The organism is Bradyrhizobium sp. WSM471, assembly GCF_000244915.1.
Taxonomy (GTDB): domain Bacteria; phylum Pseudomonadota; class Alphaproteobacteria; order Rhizobiales; family Xanthobacteraceae; genus Bradyrhizobium.
Genome location: NZ_CM001442.1, coordinates 495,699 through 513,301, shown reverse-complemented (window position 1 = coordinate 513,301; position 17,603 = coordinate 495,699). Strand labels below are relative to the sequence as shown.

The 17,603-nt window shown below is 64.4% G+C and carries 16 protein-coding genes; 8 read left to right on the top strand and 8 right to left on the bottom strand.

Going from position 1 to position 17,603, the window contains the following annotated elements; genetic code table 11:
• Nucleotides 1-116 precede the first annotated feature (116 nt).
• Nucleotides 117-428: a hypothetical protein gene (locus BRA471DRAFT_RS02420; RefSeq protein ID WP_050992532.1), complete on the top strand. Its 312-nt coding sequence runs from the start codon at nt 117-119 to the stop codon at nt 426-428.
• 60 nt (nt 429-488) lie between these two features.
• Here BRA471DRAFT_RS02420 and BRA471DRAFT_RS39925 read toward each other — a convergent pair whose 3' ends face one another.
• Nucleotides 489-611, bottom strand: a complete 123-nt coding sequence (locus tag BRA471DRAFT_RS39925) for a hypothetical protein (RefSeq protein WP_007604441.1) — start codon at nt 609-611, stop codon at nt 489-491.
• A gap of 96 nt (nt 612-707) precedes the next feature.
• Nucleotides 708-884, bottom strand: a complete 177-nt coding sequence (locus BRA471DRAFT_RS37780) for a hypothetical protein (RefSeq protein WP_157233960.1) — start codon at nt 882-884, stop codon at nt 708-710.
• 138 nt (nt 885-1,022) lie between these two features.
• Here BRA471DRAFT_RS37780 and BRA471DRAFT_RS39920 point away from each other — a divergent pair, with 138 nt between their 5' ends.
• From BRA471DRAFT_RS39920 to BRA471DRAFT_RS02410, 3 genes are all read left to right on the top strand, one after another.
• Complete coding sequence (locus BRA471DRAFT_RS39920; RefSeq protein WP_256375641.1) at nt 1,023-1,154, top strand: hypothetical protein; 132 nt, start codon at nt 1,023-1,025, stop codon at nt 1,152-1,154.
• A gap of 121 nt (nt 1,155-1,275) precedes the next feature.
• The gene (locus tag BRA471DRAFT_RS02415) at nt 1,276-2,400 is read left to right on the top strand and encodes a beta-propeller fold lactonase family protein (protein ID WP_007604438.1); all 1,125 of its coding nucleotides are present in this window, start codon (nt 1,276-1,278) and stop codon (nt 2,398-2,400) included.
• Between the two features lie 322 nt (nt 2,401-2,722).
• Nucleotides 2,723-3,607: an efflux RND transporter periplasmic adaptor subunit gene (locus tag BRA471DRAFT_RS02410; protein WP_007604437.1), complete on the top strand. Its 885-nt coding sequence runs from the start codon at nt 2,723-2,725 to the stop codon at nt 3,605-3,607.
• 166 nt (nt 3,608-3,773) lie between these two features.
• Here BRA471DRAFT_RS02410 and BRA471DRAFT_RS02405 read toward each other — a convergent pair whose 3' ends face one another.
• The gene (locus BRA471DRAFT_RS02405; RefSeq protein ID WP_007604436.1) at nt 3,774-4,622 is read right to left on the bottom strand and encodes a caspase family protein; all 849 of its coding nucleotides are present in this window, start codon (nt 4,620-4,622) and stop codon (nt 3,774-3,776) included.
• 426 nt (nt 4,623-5,048) lie between these two features.
• On the opposite strand from BRA471DRAFT_RS02405, the gene BRA471DRAFT_RS02400 reads away from it, so the two are divergent.
• The 3 genes from BRA471DRAFT_RS02400 to BRA471DRAFT_RS02390 all read left to right on the top strand — a co-directional run bounded on the left by BRA471DRAFT_RS02400 (nt 5,049) and on the right by BRA471DRAFT_RS02390 (nt 9,024).
• Complete coding sequence (locus BRA471DRAFT_RS02400; RefSeq protein WP_007604435.1) at nt 5,049-6,776, top strand: hypothetical protein; 1,728 nt, start codon at nt 5,049-5,051, stop codon at nt 6,774-6,776.
• Nucleotides 6,777-6,988: 212 nt separating this feature from the next.
• Nucleotides 6,989-7,729 carry a thermonuclease family protein gene (locus BRA471DRAFT_RS02395; RefSeq protein WP_007604433.1) on the top strand — a complete coding sequence of 247 codons (741 nt, stop codon included), beginning with the start codon at nt 6,989-6,991 and terminating at the stop codon, nt 7,727-7,729.
• Between the two features lie 107 nt (nt 7,730-7,836).
• On the top strand, nt 7,837-9,024 hold the full coding sequence (locus BRA471DRAFT_RS02390; protein WP_007604432.1) for an alanine--glyoxylate aminotransferase family protein: 1,188 nt from the start codon (nt 7,837-7,839) through the stop codon (nt 9,022-9,024).
• 108 nt (nt 9,025-9,132) lie between these two features.
• Here the strand turns inward: BRA471DRAFT_RS02390 and BRA471DRAFT_RS02385 are convergent, their stop codons facing one another.
• Nucleotides 9,133-10,245 carry a hypothetical protein gene (locus tag BRA471DRAFT_RS02385; protein WP_007604431.1) on the bottom strand — a complete coding sequence of 371 codons (1,113 nt, stop codon included), beginning with the start codon at nt 10,243-10,245 and terminating at the stop codon, nt 9,133-9,135.
• A complete protein-coding gene (locus tag BRA471DRAFT_RS02380; protein WP_007604430.1) occupies nt 10,245-11,681 on the bottom strand; it encodes an MBOAT family protein in 1,437 nt (478 codons plus the stop codon). The genes BRA471DRAFT_RS02385 and BRA471DRAFT_RS02380 overlap by 1 nt, the downstream gene beginning before the upstream one ends.
• Before the next feature lie 186 nt (nt 11,682-11,867).
• Between BRA471DRAFT_RS02380 and BRA471DRAFT_RS02375 the strand changes: the two genes are divergently transcribed.
• Nucleotides 11,868-13,973 carry a S9 family peptidase gene (locus tag BRA471DRAFT_RS02375; RefSeq protein WP_007604429.1) on the top strand — a complete coding sequence of 702 codons (2,106 nt, stop codon included), beginning with the start codon at nt 11,868-11,870 and terminating at the stop codon, nt 13,971-13,973.
• Nucleotides 13,974-14,160: 187 nt separating this feature from the next.
• Here the strand turns inward: BRA471DRAFT_RS02375 and BRA471DRAFT_RS02370 are convergent, their stop codons facing one another.
• From BRA471DRAFT_RS02370 to BRA471DRAFT_RS02360, 3 genes are all read right to left on the bottom strand, one after another.
• A complete protein-coding gene (locus tag BRA471DRAFT_RS02370; protein ID WP_007604428.1) occupies nt 14,161-14,880 on the bottom strand; it encodes a ribonuclease activity regulator RraA in 720 nt (239 codons plus the stop codon).
• A gap of 129 nt (nt 14,881-15,009) precedes the next feature.
• Nucleotides 15,010-16,749: an L-arabinonate dehydratase gene (gene araD, locus BRA471DRAFT_RS02365; protein ID WP_007604427.1), complete on the bottom strand. Its 1,740-nt coding sequence runs from the start codon at nt 16,747-16,749 to the stop codon at nt 15,010-15,012.
• Nucleotides 16,746-17,603, bottom strand: a complete 858-nt coding sequence (locus BRA471DRAFT_RS02360; protein WP_007604426.1) for an ABC transporter permease — start codon at nt 17,601-17,603, stop codon at nt 16,746-16,748. The genes araD and BRA471DRAFT_RS02360 overlap by 4 nt, the downstream gene beginning before the upstream one ends.

Sequence of the window (17,603 nt, the reverse complement as noted above, 5' to 3'; positions counted from 1 at the left end):
TGCATCACGCGCGTGGCAAGCCATTTTGCCCGCGCGTTCGCGCGTGCGTAAAACATGAGCCAAGCGATATGCCAAACTCGATTTCCCGGTTGGTTGCTCTTGTAGCGGTTGCCGCCATGATCGGCCCATCCGTGCAGGCCCGCGACGACGGTCGCTACGCGAACTCTCCCCTCAAGGGCTGGTTCGAGAGTCTGCGCAGCAAGGGCGGCGGCCCCTGCTGCGCCGACGCCGACGGCACGGCGCTGGACGATGTCGACTGGGACACCAGCAACGGACATTATCGCGTGAGACTCCTGGGCGACTGGATCGAGGTACCCGACGACACCGTGATCACCGAGCCGAACCGCGCCGGCCGCACCATGGTCTGGCCGTACTACATCAACGGCCGCGCCATGATCCGCTGCTTCATGCCCGGCAGCATGACCTGAGATTATGAATTCCGGTGTCCAGGGCGCGGCGCAGCATGGGCGGCTGATCGGAGTTGCGGGTCACTTCGACTGGTTGGCCGCGTGGATCTCGACGAACTCGGCGTCGGGATGCGCGACGATGGTGGCGAACATGATGCCGCTGATGATCAGCGACCAGGCGGTGTCCCAATAAATCCAAAACACGTGCCAGCCTCCGTTTCGATCTGCTCCGCCCGCGGGATCAGGGTAACGGCAAGGTGAGGCTGCCGTTCCCGGTGCGCGGGCGGCGCGGGCGAGGTGCTATTTTGGTTTGGTCGGCGCGGAGTCGGGATCGGTTTGGCCGGTGTGGCGCTTTGCCACGACGTCCTCATCGCGCTCGCCCTGACGCGGGCGCGGCGGCGACTTGGGCTGGCCGGCCTGACCGCCATGCTTGCCGCCCATGTCGGGCTTACCTTCAAGATCGTTTTCACGGGGCATGCCGGTTCAATGCGCTCGCGCGGCATTGGTTCGGTTCGCCTGTGAACGAGTTCATAGGATCGCCGCGATTTGCAGTGCACGATCGCCAGGCCCGCCTCCGGGAGCATTCTCATTCATATGACTGACGGATTCGGCCTGATGCGGAAACCACTCGTCGCCTGGACGATCCTGACCTGCGCGCTGCTCGCGGTCACCGTGTGGACCGTGCTCGGGCCGCCCCACACCCCGCCCGGGCCCCATCTGCCCTCCCGCACAGCGGCGATACGGTAGGTCTCCCACCGATACCATTTCGGCATCGATCGATCCCAATTGGAATTTGGTGCAGCGGGGCGGCTGCCGCTATCCTCGCCGGCAAAACGACAAATGCCGCACCGGCATCCAGGAGGACCCCATGTTGAGACCGACCCGACGTAACAGATCCGGCGTACCCCGCGCCGCGATCGCCACCACGCTTGCTTTCCTCACTCTCATTTCTGGAGTCCGCGCCGGCATGGCCGAGACCTTCGCCTATGTCGGCAACGCCGACAGCAACGACATCAGCGTGTTCAAGATGGCCGAGAGCGGCGAGATGACGCCCGTGCAGACGGCCGCCTTCACCGGCGTCGAAAAGCCCGGCTCCTCGACGCCGCTCGCGATCACGCCCGATCATCGCGTGCTGATCGCCGGGGTCCGCTCGCAGCCGTTTCTCGCGGTGAGCTTTGCGATCGATCCCAAGACCGGCCAGCTCAGCCATATCGGCAACGGCCCGCTCGCCGACAGCATGGCCAACATCGCCATCGACCGCGGCGGCAAATTCCTGTTCAGCGCCTCCTATGGCGGCAACAAGGTCGCGCTGAATCCGCTGCTCGCCAACGGCGTCGTGGGCGAGCCGAAGCAGGTGATCCCGACCGGGCTGAACGCGCACGCCTTCCTGCCCTCGCCCGACAACCGCTTCGCGTTCGCGACCAATCTCGGCTCCGACCAGATCCTGGCCTTCGCGTTCGACGCCATGACCGGCACGCTCACGCCGAGCGATCCGCCGGCTCACAAAGTGCCGGAGAAATCGGGGCCGCGGCATTTCGTATTCCACCCCAACAGCAAGTTCGTCTATCTCCTGCACGAACTGAACGGCGACGTCGCGGCGTTCGCCTATGAGGCCAAGGGCGGCGCATGGGACGAGATCCAGCGTACCAGCGCGCTGCCGGAAGGATTTACCGGGAAGCCCTGGGCCGCCGACATTCACATCACTCCCGACGGCCGTTTCCTCTACGCCTCCGAGCGCACCACCAGCACGCTCACCGCCTACAAGGTCGATGCAACCAGCGGCAAGCTGACCACGATCGGCAGCGTGCCGACCGAGAAGCAGCCACGCAGCTTCCACATCGATCCCGGCGGGCGCTACCTCGCCGCGGTCGGCGAGCTCTCCGACAGCATGACGGTCTATGCCATCGACCAGAGCAGCGGCGCGCTCGCCAAGCTGAAGTCCTACGCCACCGGCAAGAAGCCGAACTGGGTGGAGTTCTTGAGCCTGCCGTGAGATTGCTCCCCTTTGGAGGCTGGGGGATGAGTTCGGCCTGCATGGTTCGAGACGCCCGCTTTGGCGGGCTCCTCACCATGAGGGTCTGACATCTCGCCGCGAAGCACGACCTCATCCTGAGGGCCCGCCGCAGGCGGGCGTCTCGAAGGATGGCCGCAGGGACGGAGGGAGACAGCGAACCTTGGCGCCGGCCCGTAGACTAATTCAACGGGCGGCATCACGCCGCCCGTGCGGCTGCGGCATTCTCATTCGGCCGGCCCATGGTCCGCCGCGATCGCTTCTGCTAACGATGAGGCCGTCAAGGCCCCAACCGGAATGACCCATGCGTTCATTGCCTGCGCGTTCTGTTTCCAGACATCTCGTTGCGCTCACCGGACTGGTGTTGCTGTCGGCCCAGCCCGCTGCCGCCGATGACGACGCGCCCAAGGGCCCGGCGGTCACGGTGCTGAAGGTCGCAAAATCCTGTTTCTCCGACATCGTCGAGGGCACCGGCACCATCATCGCGCGCGAGGCAAGCTCGGTGCGGCCGGAGCGACCCGGCCTGAAGGTGACGGAGGTGCTGGCGGAAGCCGGCGACACCACCACCGCAGGCCAGGTGCTGGCGCGGCTGGCGCTGCCCGAGGGCGGCACGCTTCAGGTCACCGCCCCCGTGGCAGGCGTGATCGCAACGTCGACCGCGCAGATCGGCAACCTCGCCTCCGCCAAGGGCGAGGCGCTGTTCACGATCGTGGCGCGCAGCGAGTACGATCTGGTCGCCCTCGTCGCGACCAGCGATATGCGCAAGCTCGCGGTCAACCAGGTGGCGAGCGTGCGCATCGCCGGCGCCGGCGATATCGACGGCAAGGTGCGCCGCATCGGCCCGACGGTCGAGCCGAACATCCAGCAGGGCATGGTCTATATCGGCATCTCCTCGCAGAAACGCCTGTTGCTGAATGCGAGCGGCCGTGCGCTGATCAAGTCGGGCCAGAGCTGCAACGTCGCGGTGCCGCTGACATCGGTGCAGTATTCCTCCGCCGGCACCGTCGTTCAGGTGATCCGCCGCAACCGCGTCGAGACCAAGCGCGTCGAGGTCGGACTGATGTCGGGCGGAAATATCGAGATTCGCGACGGCCTCAACGAAGGCGACATCGTCGTCGCCCGCGCCGGCGCGCTGCTGCGCGAAGGCGATCCGGTGCGCACCGTGATGGCCGCGGAAGCGGCGAAGTAGGGTTGGCTCGTGTCCCGGACGCGCTGCAGCGTGTAACGCTGCCGCGCAGAGCCGGGACCCATCTCCCGTCCAAGCGACAACCTAAAAAACTGGGCCCCGGCTCAGCGTCGCATCATTGCATGATGCGCCGCGTCCGGGGCACGAGACTTCGCAGAACCTAAGAAAGCTAGCCGCCGGCTTCGCCGAAATGGACGTCCTCGAGCAGCGAGGAGGAGACGGACGGGACCTGGTCGCCTTCGCTGGCGCGGGAGATGGCAAGGCGGGTCTTGTTGAAGACGCTCTCGGCGCTGCCCTGCGCATTGAGGTTGTTGAGGAACTCGCTGACCAGTACGCTGTGCTCGCCCTTGCCGTCGTCGACGACCTTGCCCGGCGAAGCCGAGGAGAGGATCAGCGCATTGTCGGTCGCGCTGATCGGCGCGAGGCCGTGGCTGTAGGAGCGGAAGCGGCGCTCATAGGGATTGCGGCGGGAGGCGTCGACCACGACGAGCTTGGCCTTGGCGCCCTGCTCCTTCATCATGTCGAGCACGCCCTCGATGGAGACGCCCTGACGGCGGACATCGTTTTCCTTCCAGATCGCGGCATCGACCGGCAGCATGTAGCTCTCGCGGCCGGCCTGCACGCCGTAGCCGCCGAAGAACAGCATGACGACGGTGTCGCGCTTGATCCGGGACTTCAGGCGATTGACGGCGCGGACCATGTCGTCCTTGGTCGCGTCTTCCACCATGTCGACGTCAAAACCGTTCTTGCGCAGCGACGAGGACAGCGCACGGGCGTCGTTGATCGACTGGGTCAGCGGCGCGTTGGCGTCGGGGTAGTGCCCATTGCCGATGACGAGGGCGAGACGCGAGGCCTGGCCGATCGAGCCGGTGACCTGGTCGGTCGAAATGGCCTTGGCGGCATCGAGCGCCCGCATGTTGAGGGCAGCATGGGCGCCGATCACGAGCGACACCGTGCCGATGAGGGCTGCGGCCACCGCGATCGTGCGTCGGGAAATGTCGAGCTGCGTTACATTCATCTCGCGTCATTCCTGTCAGTGCCAAAGACCAGCCAAGCACGCGCACACTGTTTGAGTAGCGCGATAGCGTCTTTGGGTTTGAGGGATTGGCCGGGGGTGTGCCCCCGAATTGCGCGCAATTTGCGGCGCCGCACCAAACAAAGCCTTAACCGGATATCGCCTCCCCGGCAATAGATCGCCGAAAATTTGATCTAAGCCTCTGGAAACATGAGTTAATTTGCACCGCCCAAAGTGTGATTTTTTTGCGTCCCCGTAACCTACCGGAGCCCAATTATGCAGGCTTCGTGCCGGCTTTTTCTGTGACTGCCATCACATTTGTATTTCCTGCGAATCCGGGTAGCTTTTTCAACGACTTGCAGGGGGGGTGGCGCGGCTGGGAGCGTGCCGGCCGGCGCCCTCCAGCCAATTCCCGCGACCAGGTATTTCATGAGCTTTCAATATTTTGCCGGCGCCGCCTGCCGGGCGCTGACGGCGCGGAAGGACGGCCCCTCGCTTTACGACGTCTGCGATCCCGTCTTGTCCGTTGCGGCCAGCGGCGATCCGCATCTGGCCAAGTTCTACAAGACCGCGCTCGGCAATCCCGCATTGCGGGTGCTGCTCCGCCGGGCCGGACTGCCCGAGCTGCGCGACGACGGCAAACTGGCCCGGCTGCGCCAGGCGCTGGTTCGCGCCCGCGACGAGGCCGAGCCCGATTGGGCGGCGGTCGGCCAGCCCGTTGCCGATCTCGTCGACAGCATCGCGCTGGATCATCCCAAGCCGCCGCCGGCCATGTTCACCGGCGCCATGCCGCAACAATCGCGGATCGACGGCGTAATCCGCGACTGCGCGCAGCATCTGCTGGGCTCGTACCGCAAGAATGGCTTTCTGCCGACCTACGCCGCGTTCAACCTGATCGGCGATCCCGATTTCCGTGGCCGCGAACTGACCATGGCGCTCACGGGTCTCAACGCGCGCGGCTACAAGAACTCCTCGCTGCTGTTCAACCTCGCCCGTGTCTTCATCGCGCGATCGCCGGCGCGCGCAGTCGTCAATCCGCCCTGGCGAGGGATTGCCGAACCGATGTGGGAGCCGGTGCAGATCCGCCACCGCTCGGCCTATTACGACGCGTTCTTCATCGAGGCGCTGTTGAGCTACGCCGAGACCGGGCTGGCCTCGTCCGCCGACAAGATGGCGGCGGAGCGCGCGGTCGCGGACATGGTCGATTTCTGCGTCAACATCAGCCGCGAAGAGGTCGAGGGCATCGACGGCGCGCGGTTCAACGTCATCACCGCGCTCGCGCCTGCACCGCATCCGCGCTTCTCCCGCTACTTCGCCCAGATCAAGCAGGATCTCGGTTTCGGCGTCTACGTGCCGGATTGCGACACCACGGCGTGCTCGATCTCCGCGGCGACGCAGGCCGGCTGCACCGATCCGATCCTCGACCAGCCGCTGCTGGATTTCTACGCAGGCTATCAGGTGCGCGCGGGCGTCAACGAGCCGCGCGTGACCGTGCCGATCAACGACAATATCGACTATGAGGGCGGGGTCGCGACCTGGATCGATAACCTCAAGGGCGAGCGGCCCTACGGCAACGATCTCGATCCGACGCTCAATCTCGACATTCTCGAGGTCAGCTTTCGCAACCTCGCGCGCTGGAAAGTATTGGAGACGCCGGCGCGGCTTGCCACCGTGCATCGCATCCTCGGCTTCCAGAAGCGGCTGGCGGCGAGCGGCGCCTTCGCCAATCCGCGCTCGCACATCTATTATCTGCCGGAGCTCTACAGCGCCTATTTCGGCCGCTGCTACGCCGCCTTCCTGGCGCTGCCGCTGGCGGCGCAGGCGATCATCGATCCCGACGGCGATTTCGATTTCATCCGCCACCGCGTGCTGTCTTACGTCAAGGGCGAGCTGATGGCCGCCGAAATGAACGTGTTCGACGCAGCGCTCGCGCTGATCGCGCTCGGCCATCTCGGCGCCGACCCGCGCGCCTTTGCGCCGGCGCTGAACGTGATCGTCGCGAGCCTCGGCGAAGGCGGCCGCCGCGGCCCGTTCCGCGCCTATGAATGGAACAAGATGAAGACGCCGACGCGGATTTTGGTCGGCGGTCCGGAGGTCACGTCGGCGTTCGTGCTGATGGGATTGGCGGTGGCCAAGCGGGCGATGTCGCGGGGATAGGTTCGTAGGGTGGGTAAGCGAAGCGTAACCCACCACTTCTGCCGCCGTGGAGACGAAAGAGGTGGGTTACGCCTTCGGCTAACCCACCCCTACTAAACTTCGTCCGATGACAGTAAGTTGAAAGCCCAACTGCCAGGCATAAGCTGGCCGGGCGGACAAAAGCCGACCACAATTGCGAGGTCTATCGCAATTTTCATCACACGCGGACCGGCATGTTGCGAAAATTCCTGATTGCGCTGTCATTGCTTGGCTTGTCCTTGCCCGGCTTGCTGTCGCCGGCTGAGGCCGCCGACATCACCGGCACCGCGAAGGTTCGCGCCGGCGACGCCGTGGTGATCGGCAACACGCGGATCAGGCTCGGCGGCATCGACGCGCCCGCGGTCGATCAGCTCTGCCTCAACAACAAGGGCGAGCGCTGGACCTGCGGCATCGCGGCCCGCGACGAGCTCGCCAAATACGCCGACGGCAAGAGCTGGGTCTGCCATGCAAGGTCGATCGACCGGCGCGGCCGCACCGTGGCGCGCTGCGATGTCGGCGGTGAAGATATCCAGAAATGGCTGGTGCGCACAGGCTGGGCGCTGGCCTACACCCGCATGTCGCACGACTACGAGGCGGACGAGAAGGCCGCGCGGGAGGCCAAGGCCGGCATGTGGCAGGGCGCCTTCATCGCGCCCTGGGACTGGCGCGTGCGCAACAAGAAGACCACCATCCTCGGCGCCACCAAGCCGCCCGACGGCGCGCATGCGATCCTGCTCGCTTCGGCGTCGGGGCCCATCGCGCCCTCGCCGGACTGCACCATCAAGGGCAACGTCAACACCGCCGGCGAGTGCATCTATCACCGGCCGACCAGCCGCTGGTATGCGCAGATCAAGATGAAGATCAGCAAGGGCACGCGCTGGTTCTGCTCGGTGGAGGAAGCCGAAGATGCGGGCTGCCGCGAGACTAAGAGATAGCCCAGTTCAGACCTGCGTTTTCCGGCCTTTTCTTGCACCGCAGCGCCGCGTAAAAGTGTGAATCAGCGACCCACCATCCTGTTCTCAGGCAACAAGGACCAACAGCAATGACCGTTCGCGCGGGCCGGGAATTTCTGGCCATTCCCGGGCCCACCAATATGCCCGACGAGGTGCTGCGGGCGATGCATCGTCCGGCGATCGACATCTACTCCAAGCAGATGACCGATCTGACCGAGAGCCTGCTCAGCGACATCTCGAAACTGTTTGCCACCAAGGGCAAGTCCTACATCTACATCGCCAACGGACACGGCGCCTGGGAAGCGGCGCTGAGCAACGTGCTGTCGCGCGGCGACAAGGTGCTGGTGCTCGAAAGTGGGCGGTTCGCGATCGGCTGGGGCAATGCCGCGTCCCTGATGGGGGCCGAGGTCGAGGTGCTCAAGGGCGACTGGCGCCGCGCGGTACGGCCGCACGAGGTCGAGGAGCGCCTGCGCCGCGACAAGGAGCATACGATCAAGGCCGTTGTCGTCGTCCAGGTCGACACGGCCTCAGGCGTGCAGAACGACATCGAGGCGATCGGCAAGGCGATCAAGGCGAGCGGCCATCCGGCGCTGTACATGGTCGACACCGTCGCCTCGCTCGGCTGCATGCCGTTCGAGATGGACAAATGGGGCATCGACGTCGCGATGTCGGGCTCGCAAAAGGGCCTGATGACGCCGCCCGGCCTCGGCTTTGTCGCGGCCAACGCGCGCGCGCTCGAGGTCCAGAAGACCGCCAACATGAGCACGCCCTATTGGAGCTGGAGCGAGCGCGAAGGCAGCGAGCATTATCGCAAATATGCCGGCACCGCGCCGGTGCATCTGCTGTTCGCGCTGCGCCAGGCGATCGACCTGCTGCACGAGGAGGGGCTGGAGAACGCCTTCCGCCGCCACAGCCTGCTCGGCGAAGCCGCGCGCCGCGCCGTCGGCGCGTGGTCGGAAGGCCAGGTGCTCGGCTTCAACATCGCGGAAGCCAGCGAACGTTCCAACACCGTGACCACGGTGACCATGAGCAACGGCCACGATCCGGCAATCCTGCAACGCTATTGCAAGGAGAAGTGCGGCGTGGTGCTCGGCACCGGCATCGGTGATCTCTCGGGACAAGCCTTCCGCATCGCCCATATGGGCCACGTCAACGCCCCGATGCTGCTCGGCACGCTGGGGGTGATCGAGGTCGGGCTGAACGCGCTGAAGATCCCGCACGGCAAGGGCGGGCTTGAGGCAGCGGTCGCGTATCTCGGCGAAGAGGTGGCGGTGTAGGCGTCTTTTTTCCTTCTCTCCTTGCGGGAGCAATCTAGTAGCCCGGGTGAGCGAAGCGACACCCGGGATTCTTGCGTGAGTCCCCGCATGTCGCTTCGCTCATGCGGGCTACGGCAGCGGCGGCACGCGATAAGCCTCGACCTGCGCCCTCAGTTCATTCAGCGCCGCAAGCGGCGCCTTCGGGTCGACCCGATATTCCCCGCGCGCCAGCCACGACAGCACCATCGCATCCACCACCGGCGAATGGTGGATGACGTCGCCGTAATTGTCGAGATCGTGCGTCACGTCCTTGATCGCCCGGAAATCGTACAGGCGCACATTGGGAAGCTGCGTCAGGCGTTGCGCAATGACGGCCGTGAGGTCGGTGACGATCTTCAGCGTCGCAGGCGAAGCGTCGCGCATCGCGACGAATTGCAGGATCGAATAGGGCGGGAAGTAGATGTCGAAGGTCACGTCAGGATGGCGCGCGATCAGGCCGGCGGCGTCACGCTCGAAATGCCGCACCATGGCCTCGTAACCATAGCCTTCGCCGAGAAAGCGGCTGCGTACGGGATCGGTGATATAGGCGAAGGCCGCGAGCGTCCTTTTCGCATTATAGGCGCGCGCGACGTCGACATCCCGCGGCAGCGCATAGATGTCGTCGACATCGGACAGCGCAAACTTGACGGGCAGAAAAGGCGCGGCCCGGGTCAGCGGCTGCCGCAGCGGCGGAACCGACCGCAGCAATGCGAACAAGGATTCCTTCGCCATCGCCGCGCTGAACAGATACGACGCGATGCCTTTTGCTGTTCCGCGATAGAGATCGGCAGAGAGATAAGGATCGGTCTCGATGTCGGCCGCATCGACAAAGATGAAATCATCCATCTGCCAGATCACGCGCTTTGCGCCGCGATCGATGGCCTGCTCGAGCACAAAACCCTGCTGGCGCGAATTGGATCCGGTCATCGCCAGCTTGAGCGAGTGCACGCCAAGCGCATGGTCGATGTCGCTCTGGCGGAAATGGATCGCCAGCGAGGTGCCCATGAAGGCGGTGTCGAACGACTGGCTGCGGATCAGACCGGCATTCTGCACGCGCGTGTCATCGGAATAGAACGGCGCGACGAGGCGCGAGGGGCGAAACAGTTGCAGGGGATCGATGACATAGGTGAGCGCAGCCGCGCCGAGCACGCACGCGATGCTCGCGAGGAGAAGACGCCCTGGATGTGTGAACGCGCCTCGCATCAGAACCGGAAATAGATGAATTCGCTGTGGCTCTGGATGCCCAAAATCCCGAACGCAAGCACCAGCGACGCACCATAGAGGACCAGCGGCCGCATCCGTCCGGCCATCAGGCCTTCGCCGACCCGGCGATTGGCGTGGTCGTACCCCATGATACCTTGCGTGTTCGGTGCCAGCCACACCAGCGCGGCATAAATTGCGACCATCACCGACGCCGCAATCTCCTCGCGCCCGAACACGATGTTGGAGGGATCGGCCATGGCATTCAGAATCCGCAGCGCCCAATCGACCCGTTCGGCACGGAAGAATACCCAGGCGACAACGACGGCGAGGAATGTCAGCACGGCCCCGGCGACGCGCGTTGGGCGCGCGAGCAACTTCGGAACATTCGGCACCAGCGCGTTGAAGGCGTGATTGATGCAGAGATAGGCGCCATGCAGTGCGCCCCAGACGACGAATGTCCAGGCCGCGCCGTGCCAGAGCCCGCCAAGCAGCATCGTCAGCATCAAATTGACATAACGGAGCACGCGGCCGCGACGGTTACCTCCGAGCGGAATGTAGAGATAGTCGCGCAGGAAGTGCGACAGCGTCATGTGCCAGCGCCGCCAGAACTCCACGATGCTGCTCGCCTTGTAGGGCGAGTTGAAATTTACGGGTAAGAAGATGCCGAACATCAGCGATATCCCGATCGCCATGTCGGAATAGCCGGAGAAGTCGAAATAGAGCTGAAAGGTGTAGGCGAGTGCACCGAGCCAGGCCTGATCAAAACTCGGCGCGCGCGCCTCGAAGGCGAGCGCGACGAGCGGCTGGATGCCGTCGGCGAGGCATGTCTTCTTGAACAGGCCGATTGCGAAGATGATGATTCCGCACAGGATCAGATGCGCATGCGGGTGCTTGGTTTCCTCCCGTTCGAATTGCGGGATCATGTCCTTGTGGTGAAGGATCGGCCCCGCGATCAGATGCGGAAAGTAGGTCACGAACAGCGCGTAGTGCGGCAGCGCGTAGGCCGCGACCTGCCCGCGCCAGGCGTCAACTAGGAACGCGATCTGGGTAAAGGTGTAGAAGGAGATGCCGACCGGCAGCAGGATGTGGACCGCGAAATGCGTGCCGGTCAACGCATTGACGTTCTCCGCGACGAAGCCGGCATATTTGAAGACGCCGAGCACCAGGAGATCGCCGGCGACGCCGAGGGCAAGTGCGGCCTTTCGCTGCGACGGAGCAAGCTTCGCCACGATGAGGAGATGGCCAATGCCATAGTTGAAGGCGATCGAGATCAGCAACAGGGCCACGAATTGCCAATTGCCGATGGCATAGAAGGCGAGCGAGGCCGCCGCCAGCCAGATCACCGGGGCCAGATTGCTGCGCCGCCCCAGCCAGAAATAGCCCGCCAGCGCGGCCGGCAGGAACAGCAGGATGAACGGATAGGAATTGAACAGCATCAGGCTGGACCGGCGGCGGGGATAGGAAGCCTAAAGCATAGAAGGGACCGATCAACAACCCGGCGACTGGCGCAGTGGCGCTGGCAATTCATGAAATCGGGACGATATAAGGTGGGACACATCTTTCTCCCTTTCCCGCCTGCGAGGAGAGCTGAAAGAACGCCGGCGCATCTGAGTGAGGATCGAGTGACACAAGCCAAAACACCTTCCCAGCCTCCCGTCGCGCCGCGCCGGCCGCATTCATTCACGCGGCATGGGATCACCGTGACCGATGACTATGCCTGGTTGAAGGACGAGAAATGGCAGGAGGTGCTGCGCGACCCCGCGGTGCTCGATCCCGACATCCGCAAATATCTCGACGCAGAAAATGGCTACACCGAGAGCCTGCTCGGCCATACCGCAGCCCTCCAGAAGACGCTGGTGCGCGAGATGCGAGGGCGGATCAAGGAGGACGATTCCAGCGTGCCGTCGCCGGATGGTCCCTTCGCCTATTTCCGCAAGTTTCGCGAAGGCGGTCAGCACGAGCTGTTTGGCCGCATGCCGCGCGATGGCGGCGACGGCCACATCGTGCTCGACGGCGATGCGCTCGCCAAGGACCACACCTATTTCAAATTCGGCGGCAGCCGGCACTCGAACGACCACAGGCTGCAGGCCTGGAGCGCCGACACCAAGGGCTCGGAATATTTCTCCATCCGCGTGCGCGACTGGGCGACCGGAAAGGACCTCGACGACGTCGTCGAGGAGACCGACGGCGGCGTGGTCTGGAGCAAGGATGCGACGTCGTTCTTCTACGTGAAGCTCGACGACAATCACCGCCCGATGCAGGTGTGGCGGCATAAGCTCGGCACTCGGCAGGTCGACGACACGCTGGTCTACGAAGAGCAGGATCCCGGCTGGTTCACCCATCTGCACGAGAGCACCAGCGGCCGCTTCTGCGTGATCGCGGGCGGCGACCACGAGACCTCTGAGCAGCGGCTGATCGACCTCGCCCATCCCGAGGCACCACCGCGCCTCGTCGCGGCGCGCGAGGAAGGCGTGCAATATTCGCTCGCCGACCGTGGCGACGAACTTTTCATCCTCACCAACGCCGACGACGCGATCGACTTCAAGATCGTCACCGCGCCGCTCGCTTCCCCCGAGCGCAAGAACTGGCGCGATCTGATCCCGTATCGCCCGGGCATCTACATCATCGACCTCGATCTCTATGCCGGCCACATGGTGCGGTTGGAGCGCGCCAATGCGCTGCCGTCCATCGTGATCCGCGACCTCGCGACCAAGGAGGAGCACGCCATCGCGTTCGACGAGGCGGCCTATTCGCTGGATACGATGGGCTCCTATGAATTCGAGACGACGAATTTGCGTTTCGCCTATTCGTCGATGACGACGCCGTCGGAAGTCTATGATTACGACATGGTCAAGCGGACGCGCACCCTGCGCAAGCGGCAGGAGATTCCGTCCGGCCACAATGCGGCCGACTACGTCACCACGCGGATCATGGCGAAGGCGCATGACGGCGCCGAGGTGCCGGTGTCGATCCTCCATCGCCGCGGGCTCACGCTCGACGGCGCGGCGCCGCTGCTGCTCTACGGCTACGGCTCCTACGGCATGGCGATGCCGGCTTCGTTCAGCGCCAACCGGCTGTCGCTGGTCGATCGCGGCTTCGTCTATGCCATCGCCCATATCCGCGGCGGCGCCGACAAGGGCTGGGGCTGGTATCTCGACGGCAAGCGCGAGAAGAAGACGAACTCCTTCGACGATTTCTCGGCCAGCGCCCGCGCGCTGATCGACGCGAAGTACACCAGCGCAAAACGCATCGTCGGCCACGGCGGTTCGGCCGGCGGCATGTTGATGGGCGCGGTCGCCAACCGCGCCGGCGAATTGTTCGCCGGCATCGTCGCCGAAGTGCCGTTCGTCGACGTGCTCAACACCATGCTCGACGACACGCTGCCGCTGACGCCGCCGGAATGGCCGGAATGGGGCAACCCGATCGAGAGCGAGACGGATTTCCGCATCATCCTGTCGTATTCGCCCTACGACAACGTGGCGGCGAAAGACTATCCCGCGATCCTGGCGATGGGCGGCTTGACCGATCCGCGCGTCACCTACTGGGAGCCCGCCAAATGGATCGCGCGCCTGCGCGCGACCATGAGCGGCGGCGGCCCGGTCCTGCTCCGCACCAACATGGGCGCCGGTCACGGCGGCGCCTCGGGACGCTTCAACCGGCTGGATGAAGTCGCGATCGTGTATGCGTTCGCGCTGTGGGCTGCGGGGATGGCGGAGGCGGGGGTGTAGGCCACGCTCTCCCGGGTCGTCCTGGCGAAAGCCAGGACCCATACCGCGTGATCTATCCGATAAATCTCGGTATCAGTACCGCGCGAAAACACGATGACTCCGAGTCTTCGCCAAATTACTCCCTGGGGTAATGGGTCCTGGCATTCGCCAGGACGACGACGGAGATCGTGGAACGAGTTGTCGGCCTTTACCTTCCGTTCGCCTTCCGCCATGCGGCGAAGTCGGTCAGCGTCTGCGGGTCCGTCGCCGGATAGAGACCGAAAATGCCGCGGCCCTTGTTGACTTCCTCGGTGACGAAGTCCTCGAACGCGGTCATCTCGAAGGTCTCGTTGGCGATCTCCTCAGTGAGATGCGCGGGAATCACGATCACGCCGTCACTGTCGCCGAGAATGACGTCGCCGGGAAACACCGGCGCGTCTCCGCAGCCGATCGGCACATTGATCTCGATGGCGTGATGCAGCGTCAAATTGGTCGGCGCGCTCGGACGGTGGTGGTAGGCGGGGATGCCCAGCTTGGCGATCTCGGCCGAGTCGCGAAAACCCCCGTCTGTGACGACCCCGGCGACACCGCGCTTCATCAAGCGCGTGACCAGGATCGCACCGGCGGAAGCAGCGCGCGCGTCCTTGCGGCTGTCCATCACCAGCACGCTGCCCGCCGGGCAGTCCTCGACCGCCTTCCGCTGCGGATGGGAGTGATCCCTAAAGACGTCAATGGTGTTGAGATCCTCGCGGGCCGGCATATAGCGCAGCGTGAAGGCTTCACCGACCATGGTCGGTTGGTCGGCGCTGAGCGGGTGCACATCCTGGATCATCTGGATGCGCAGGCCGCGCTTGAACAACGCGGTTGCGACGGTGGCGGTGGAAACGGATTTGAGCTTGTTGCGGGTGGCTTCACTGAGTTTTGTCATTGCATTGGCTCTCTCTTTTGTCATTCCGGGGCGCGCGTAGCGCGAACCCGGAATCCATCAGGCGGCACAGACTGCGGCCCAATGGATTCCGGGCTCATCGCTTTGCGATGCCCCGGAATGACAGGGTCATCAGTAAATCGAGGGCTCGCCGATCGGCGCGCCGAAATCGGTCTCGAGGAAGTCGAAGTCGCAGCCGTCATTGGCCTGCTTGATGTGCTTGGTGAACATCCAGCCATAGCCGCGCTCGAAGCGGCGCTCGGGCTGCTTCCAGGCGGCACGGCGCTTTTCGAGCTCGGCCTCGGACACATCGAGATCGATGGTGCGGGCGGCGACGTCGAGCGTGATGCGGTCGCCGTTCCGCACCAGCGCCAGCGGCCCGCCGACATAGGATTCGGGGGCGACATGCAAAATGCAGGCCCCGTAGCTGGTGCCGCTCATGCGCGCATCCGAGATCCGCACCATGTCGCGCACGCCCTGCTTCACAAGCTTGGTCGGGATCGGCAGCATGCCCCATTCCGGCATGCCCGGCCCGCCCTGCGGCCCCGCGTTGCGCAAAATGAGAATGTGATCCTCGGTGACGTCGAGATCGGGATCGTCCACCGCCTTCTTCATCGCGGGATAATCGTCGAACACCAGCGCGGGCCCGGTGTGCTTGAGGAAGCGCGGGGCGCAGGCGGAGGGCTTGATGACGCAGCCGTCGGGCGCGAGATTGCCCTTGAGCACGGCGAGTGCGCCTTCCTTGTAGATGGGATTGTCGATCGAGCGGATCACGTCGTCATTGTGGACCTCGGCTCCCTCGATGTTCTCGCCGACCGTCTGGCCGGTGACGGTGATGCAGTCGAGATGCAGGTGCGGCTTGATCTGCCCCATCAGCGCCGGCAGGCCTCCGGCGTAGAAGAAGTCCTCCATCAGATAGGCGTCACCGCTCGGCCGCACATTGGCGATGACGGGCACCTTGCGGCTCGCAATCTCGAAATCGTCGAGGCCGATGTCGAGACCGGCGCGGCGGGCCTGCGCGATCAGATGGATGATCGCGTTGGTCGAACAGCCCATCGCCATCGCGACCGCGATCGCGTTCTCGAAGGCTTTCCGGGTCTGGATCGTCTTCGGCGTCAGATTTTCCCAGACCATCTCGACGATGCGGCGGCCGCATTCGGAGGCCATGCGGATATGGTTGGCATCCGCGGCGGGAATCGAGGACGCGCCCGGCAGCGTCATGCCGATCGCCTCGGCAATCGCGGTCATGGTGGAAGCCGTGCCCATGGTCATGCAGGTGCCGTAGCTGCGGGCAATGCCGGCTTCGATGTCGAGCCAGTCCTTGTCGGAGATTTTTCCGGCGCGCCGCTCGTCCCAGTATTTCCAGCCGTCCGAGCCCGAGCCGAGAGTCTTGCCCTTCCAATTGCCGCGCAGCATCGGACCTGCCGGCAGATAGATCGCCGGGATGTTCATCGAGGTCGCACCCAGCAGCAGCGCCGGAGTGGTCTTGTCGCAGCCGCCCATCAGCACCACGCCGTCGACGGGATGGCTGCGCAGCAGCTCCTCGGCGTCCATCGCCAGCAGATTGCGATAGAGCATCGTGGTCGGCTTGAGCAGCGATTCCGACAGCGACAGTGCCGGCAGCTCCAGCGGCAGACCGCCGGCCATCAGGATGCCGCGCTTGACATCGTCGACGCGCGACTTGAAGTGCATGTGGCAGGGCTGCGCGTCCGACCAGGTGTTGAGGATCGCGATGATCGGGCGGTCCTTCCACTCCTCGGGCGCGTAGCCCATCTGCATGGTGCGGGAACGATGGCCGAACGAGCGGAGATCGTCGGGTGCGAACCAGCGCGCGCTGCGGAGCTGGTCGGGCGTTAGTTTCTTCTTGGTCATGATTGGGTGCCCCATTTCTGCACGGTGTTCCGCTCGATGGCGCGGAAGATCAGGTTCTCGACAAAAAGCCCGATGATGATCACCGTCAAGAGGCCGGCGAAGACCGCAGGTATGTCGAGGAGGTTGCGGTTTTCGAAGATGAACCAGCCGAGCCCGCCCTGCCCCGACGACACGCCGAACACCAGCTCGGCCGCGATCAGCGTGCGCCAGGCGAAGGCCCAGCCGATCTTCAGGCCGGTCAGGATCGAGCCGAACGCGGCGGGGATCAGGATTTTCGCGACGTACGGCAATCCCCGAAGGCCGTAATTGCGCCCGACCATGCGCAGCGTGTTGGACACGCTCTTGAAGCCGGAATGGGTGTTGAGCGCAACCGGCCACAGCACCGAATGGATCAGCACAAACACCAGACTGCCGTTGCCGAGACCGAACCAGATCAAAGCGAGCGGCAACAGTGCGATCGCCGGCAACGGATTGAACATCGCCGTGACCGTCTCGAGGAAATCGGTGCCGATACGCGTCGAGATCGCGAGCACGGTGAAGATCGCGGCGAGCGCGATGCCGGCCGAATAGCCCATGAACAGCACTTTCAGCGAAGCCCAGGCCCGCATGGGAATCGTGCCGTCCTTGACGCGATCGTACATCGTGAGGACCGTGTCGTGCAGCGTCGGAAACAGCAGGGGATTGTCGAGGGTGAGGCCGTAGGCCTCCCAGACCGCCGCGAGGAACAGGATGATGACGGTCTTGCGGACAAACCCATCGTTCCACAACAGCTCGGGCACGCTCAGCTTGCGCTCGACTTCGGCTGTGCTGGCGGCGACCGGCGCCTCACGTAGCAGGATCCTGGCTTCGCCCAT